Below are 5995 nucleotides of genomic sequence, written 5' to 3' on the forward strand. Positions count from 1 at the left end.
GACAACACGAACGGCACGATCCAGGCGCTGGACGGCTCGACTGTCAACATCAACGGCGGGCGCATCACCGGCGGCTTGGTGACGACCGCGGGCACCGGCGTGGTGCAGCTCAGCAATCCGGCGACGCTCGACACGCTCACCAATGCCGGGCTGGTGCGGATCAACAACGGCCAGCAGGGCATCCTCGCCGGCACGATCACCAATGACGGCACGATCGCGCTGGCCTCGACCGGCATCGGCTTCGGGACGACGAATCTGCGGATCGAGGGCGACGTGACGCTTGCGGGCACCGGCACGGTGACCCTGAGCAACGGCGGCGGCAACCTCATCTGGGGTCTGGCCTCAGCCAACGTGCTGACCAATTCCGCCGGCCACACGATCCAGGGCTCGGGCAACATCGGCAATTCCGGCAACATGGGCCTCAACAACCAGGGCCTGATCGACGCGAACCAGCCGAACGGGCTGACCATCCACCCGTCTGCCGCGGGCGTCCTGAACACCGGCACGCTGCGCGGCAGCGGGACGGGTGGACTGACGCTCACGAGCGGCATCTTCGACAACCAGGGCACGGTGGAGGCGCTGAACGGCTCGTCCGTGACCTATGTCGGCAACACCTCGACGGCGAACAACCTCGCGGGCGTGCTGACGGGCGGGCTCTGGCGCGCTGAGTCGACGGGCAATGGCGCGACGGTCACGCTGCGCGGCCAGCACATCACCACCAACGCCGCCGACATCTACCTGAGTGGCGCCGGTTCGGTGATCCAGGTGACCAACCCGTCGAGCGTAACGCAGTCGATCGACAACACGCTGCATACCAACAACGGTGCGCTCAGACTGCAGAACGGGCGGACCTTCACCGCCACCGCCAACAGCGGCAACTTCACCAACAACGGCCTTCTCGAACTGACCGACTCGACGTTCAATGCCAACACCCTCGCCAGCAACGGCACGGTGCTGAGCTTCGGCAACAGCACCCTGACGACCGCGCCGGGTACGCAGGTGACGGGCACGGGCGCGATCGCCTCCAGCTTCGGCACGCTGACCATCACGCGCGGGGTGGACATGGGCGCCGGCTCGTCGATGACGAGCACACCAACCGGCACGATCGACCTCTCGAACGCCACCCAGGCGAGCCGGATCGGCACGCTGAACAACAACGGCGCGCTGAACCTCGGCGCACAGAACATCGTCGTCACCCAGGACCACACCAACGTGAATTTCGGCGTGGGCAACGCGTTCGACCGGCGCGCCAATGTCACGGGCGCGGGCCAGATCATCGGCGAGAACGCCGCGATGGCCGTCACCGGCGACGTCACGCCGTCCGGCGCGAACACGGTGACGCTGAACCTGGGCAACGTGCGCGGCGGCACCTCCACGACGGTGAACTACCAGGTCGCTAACACCGGCACGGGCGCGGATATCCGCGGCGCGGTGCAGACGGCGGCGAACGGCGGCAACATCACCGATGGCCGGCTGTCGGGCAGCGGCGTGACGGCACAGAACTTCGGCCCCGTGACGGCGGGCAACAGCACCGGCAACTTCGCGGTGACGTTCGAGGCGACCTCGGGCGGCTCGCTCGCGGGCCAGTCGATCGCGGTGGTGAGCAACTTCGACAATGTCGCCACGCAGACGATCAACCTCGCCGGCACGGCGACCGCGCTCGCGGTCGGCAACGCCACGCCCTCGCCCGGCCCGGTCGATCTCGGCAATTTCCGGGTCGGCGGCGCGACGCCCTCGACCGGGTTCACGGTCGAGAACACCACCTCCGGACCGGGGGCGGAGCGGCTCGGCATCGGCACGGTCGGCGCGGTCGGCAATTTCAGCGCGACCAACGCGCTGGGCGCTGGGTTCATCGACTCGGGCGCCTCGCAGGCGAATGCAGTCACCGCGAGCGTCAGTGGCGGCGTGGCGGGCGCGAACTTCGGCTTGCTGACGATCGACTACACCACCAACGGCCAGTTGATCGACGCGGGCTTCGGCACGATCGCGTCCAACAGCCAGCAGATCGCGCTCACCGCGACCGGCTTCAACGCGGCGCAGGGTGTGGCATCGCCCGATCCGGTGGTGATCGCGAACCAGCGCGTGGGCGGCACGAACAGCCAGACCCTGACAGTAACCAACACCGCGCCGGCGGGCGCGTTCACCGAGGGGCTGAACGCGAGCTTCGGCGCAACCACAGGGCAAGCGGTCAACAACGCCGGGTCCATCGGCCTGCTCGCGGGCGGGGCGGCCAACAGCACCTCCATGAGCGTCGGCGTCGACACCACGGCGGCGGGCGCGCGCTCGGGCAGCGTGACGCTGAACTACGTGACCGACGGCACCGGCACGAGCGGGCTGGCGGCCGAGAGCGTGGGCAGCCAGACGATCAGCGTCTCCGGCAACGTCTATCAGGTGGCGGCGGGCCAGCTGAACACCACCAGCCTGAACTTCGGCACGGTGCAGGTCGGGCAGTCGGTGTTCCAGAACCTCTCGATCAGCAACATCGCCACTGGCCCCGCCGGGTTCGTCGAGGACCTGAACGCAAGCTTCGGCGCGACGAGCGGCCTGGGCGCCGGCCAGATCATCGGTACCGGCAGCATCAGCGGACTGACGGCGGGCGGAACCGACGCGTCGAGCATGGTGGTCTCCGTCAACACCTCGATCGCCGGCACGATCAACGGGGCGATCGCGGTGAACTACGTCTCGGCCGGCGCGGTCGGCGGGGTGAGCAACGGGCTCGGCACGCTTGCCGTCGGCTCGGACAGCTTCGGTGTCGCCGGCGTGATCCAGACCGGCGGCCAGGTGGTCGACGCGGCGGCTCCGGTGATCAACACGGCGCAGCCGATCCAGCTCGGCAATGTGCGCGTGGGCGACCTCTCGCTGACCGCTGCGGTGAGCGTGACCAACCAGGCGACCGGCAATCCGCAGGCGGCGTTGAACGCCTCGATCACCGGCAACGCACCGGTCACCGCCACGGGCAGCTTCACTCTGCTCGCCCCCGGCGCGACCGACGCGACCAGCCTGCAGGTGGGGATGAACACCGCCGCTGCGGGCGCGGTGAACGGCACCGCGACGGTCAACTTCGTCTCGGACGCGAGCAACATCGGCGGCTGCGCGCCGAACTGCGAGATGGCGCTGCCGTCGCAGAACGTCGCGGTACAGGGCGGCGTCTTCCAGGTGGCGCAGCCCGACGTCCCGACCGGCGTGAACGTGGGCAATTTCCGCCTCGGCACGAGCGCGTCGCAGGCGCTGACGGTCGCCAACACCAACATCGCCCCGGCCGGGTTCCAGGAGGGGCTCGACGCGGCGGTGGGCGGCACCGCCGGCGCGGCGACCGCCGCAGGCGGGCCGATCAGCAACCTCGCCGCCGGTACGACGTCGAGCGCGATCAGCGTCGGCATCGACGGCGCGACCGCGACCGCGGGCGTGAACAGCGGCACCGTGACGCTCAACCTCGCCAGCAACGGCACGGGCACCTCGGGCCTGCCCACGCTCGCCCTGGCCGACGCGACGGTGACCGTCACCGGCACCGGCTACCGGCTCGCGAGCCCGGTGCTCGACACCACGGACGTGACCCTGGTGGCGCGGCGCGGCGACGCGGCGCCGACCGGCACGATCGGCGTCACCAACCAGAGCCCGGACGCGTTCACCGAGGGGCTGAACGCGACGGTGGGAGCGGCCCCGGCGCCGTTCGCCGCCTCCGGGTCGATCAGCAATCTCGGCGCCGGCGGCAGCGACGGCACGAGCCTCCAGGTCAGCCTGAACACCGCCACGGCCGGCAGCTTCGGCGGCAACGTGCAGGTGGATTTCGTCTCCACCGGCGCAGGCACCACCGGCGCGGCCGACATCTCCGTGGGCTCAGGCACGGTCGGGCTCACCGGCAAGGTGTACGAGGCGGCGGTCGCGCAGGTGAACACCACCGTGATCGACTTCGGCATCGTGCACGTGGGCGACGTGGTCGGCCCGCAGGCGGTGTCGGTCAGCAACGCGGCACCGGTCGCGGCCCTGAACGACACGCTGGCCGGACAGTTCGTCAACCTGCCGACCGGCCCGTTCAGCGGCAGCGGCAGCGTGGCCGGGCTGGGCGCGGGCCAGACCGATGCGGCGGGCCTTCAGATCGGGCTCAGCACCGCTTCGGCCGGCGTGTTCAGCAGCAGCGGATCGTTCCTGCAGTTCGCCAGCCAGAACCCGGACATGGCGGACCTGGATCTGGGTCAGGTCGGTCTGACGCTGACGGCGCAGGTGAACAACTACGCCAATCCGGTGTTCGCGCAGACCGCCGGCGCGGGCAGCCTGACCGGCGGCGGGTCGGCGTTCACGCTCGATTTCGGCACCGTCACCGAGGGCGGCGCGACGCTGACCTCGCTGCTCGAGGTCCTGAACGACGTGATCGGGCCGGCGGACCTGCTGGGCGGCTCGTTCGATCTCAGCCTGGCCGGCGTGTTCGGCCTCTCCGGCTTCGGCGCCTTCCTCGATCTCGCCGCGGGGGATGCCTTCGGCGGGCTCAGCGTCAGCTTCGCACCGACCGCGCTCGGCCTGTTCAGCGGCTCGATCACCCTGAACGCGCTCGGCTACAACGCGAGCGGCTTCCAGCAGCCCTTCGCGCCGATCGTGCTCACGCTGCTGGCGAACGTTCAGCAGCAGGGGACGGCGGTGCCGGAGCCGGGGGCGCTGCTGCTTCTCGCCTCGGCGCTGGTCGCCCTGGGCGCGGCGCGCCGCAGCCGGCCGCTTGCGGCGTGAGCCGCGCCGGCGGAGACTGCCGGCCGGACAGCCGGAGGGACTGAGGCTGACGCAGCTGCAATCGCGCCTGCTGATCGGATCGGCGAGCCTGCTGCTCGTGCTGGTGGTGGTGAACGCGGTGCTGTTCATCGGCAATCGCCAGATTCAGCGCGAGGTCGCGCAGCGCAACCAGGTGATCCAGCAGAGCCTCCAGCTCGAGCCGATCTACCAGAGCCTGGTGCGGGCGCTCGCCGAGAGCGCGGTCGCGCGGCAGGACGAGGCGCTGCGCACGCTGCTCGCCTCCGAGGGCATCCAGGTGAGCGGCACGCCCGCACCCGCGACACCGGGTGGACAGTGATGGCGGACGAGGGCTCGACCGCCCGGCGCGGGTCCGGCGGCGTGTTCCTGCCTGTCCTGCTCGTGACGGTCGCGCTGTTGATCTGGTTCGGATTCCAGACCGTCCAGCTGATCGCCGAGCGCAGCCAGGTCGAGAGCCTGCATGCGAACCAGGCGCCGGTGTTCCAGAATGCGCAACGGATGCGCCGCCAGCTTGACACCCTGGCCGCCGGCACCCAGCGCCTCGCCGATGGCGGCAACGCCAACGCCCAGGCGATCACCGCTGCGCTGCGGCAGCGGGGGATCACCATCAATCCGGACGCGGCCCAGGGCCGCTAGCGCGCGCAGGCCCGGCAGGGTTCATGCACGTCACGACCTGACGCAGACACCCGCCGCACTGCGTGCACGACACCCCCAGCGCACCACGCCGTTCCGCGGCCGCGTAGAGTGCCCAGAGTCGTGAAGTGAGTGGTCGAGCGGTGGGGGGCGACGCTCGCCCCCCCCCCCCGCCCCCCGCACCACTCAGTCGTCCAGGAAACTCCGAAGCTTCCGGCTTCGGCTCGGATGCTTCAGCTTGCGCAATGCCTTCGCCTCGATCTGGCGGATGCGCTCGCGCGTCACACTGAACTGCTGGCCGACCTCCTCCAGCGTGTGATCCGTGTTCATGCCGATGCCGAACCGCATCCGCAGCACCCGCTCCTCGCGCGGCGTCAGGCTGCCGAGCACCCGCGTGGTCGCCTCGCGGAGGTTCGCCTGGATCGCCGCATCCAGCGGGATCACCGCGGCCTTGTCCTCGATGAAGTCGCCGAGATGGCTGTCCTCCTCGTCGCCGATCGGGGTTTCGAGACTGATCGGCTCCTTGGCGATCTTCAGCACCTTGCGCACCTTCTCGAGCGGCATGCCGAGCTTCTCGGCCAACTCCTCCGGCTGCGGCTCACGGCCGATCTCGTGCAGCATCTGG

At 70.2% G+C, this 5995-nt stretch carries 4 protein-coding genes; 3 read left to right on the forward strand and 1 reads right to left on the reverse strand.

Annotated elements, in window-relative coordinates; all coding sequences use genetic code 11:
• The 3 genes from ACTIFU_RS08025 to ACTIFU_RS08035 all read left to right on the forward strand — a co-directional run.
• Nucleotides 1–4719 (forward strand): beta strand repeat-containing protein (locus tag ACTIFU_RS08025; RefSeq protein ID WP_439577783.1); only part of this gene is annotated, 4719 nt, incomplete at its 5' end.
• A complete protein-coding gene (locus ACTIFU_RS08030; protein WP_439577784.1) occupies nucleotides 4709–5056 on the forward strand; it encodes a hypothetical protein in 348 nt (115 codons plus the stop codon). The genes ACTIFU_RS08025 and ACTIFU_RS08030, both read left to right, overlap by 11 nt.
• Nucleotides 5056–5373 (forward strand): hypothetical protein, encoded by a 318-nt coding sequence (locus ACTIFU_RS08035; RefSeq protein WP_439577785.1) that lies wholly within the window; start codon nucleotides 5056–5058, stop codon nucleotides 5371–5373. Before ACTIFU_RS08030 ends, ACTIFU_RS08035 begins: the two co-directional genes overlap by 1 nt.
• Nucleotides 5374–5556: 183 nt before the next feature.
• On the opposite strand, the gene ACTIFU_RS08040 is transcribed toward ACTIFU_RS08035, so the two are convergent.
• The coding region (locus ACTIFU_RS08040) for a sigma-70 family RNA polymerase sigma factor (protein ID WP_439577786.1) at nucleotides 5557–5995 on the reverse strand (439 nt) is incomplete at its 5' end.

The organism is Elioraea sp. (genome assembly GCF_051860475.1).
In the GTDB taxonomy this organism is placed as follows: Bacteria; Pseudomonadota; Alphaproteobacteria; order Acetobacterales; family Acetobacteraceae; genus Elioraea.

Coding starts and splice junctions, on each gene's coding strand:
- ACTIFU_RS08035 (WP_439577785.1), top strand. CDS start 5,056: ATGGCGGACGAGGGCTCGACCGCCCGGCGCGGGTCCGGCGGCGTGTTC.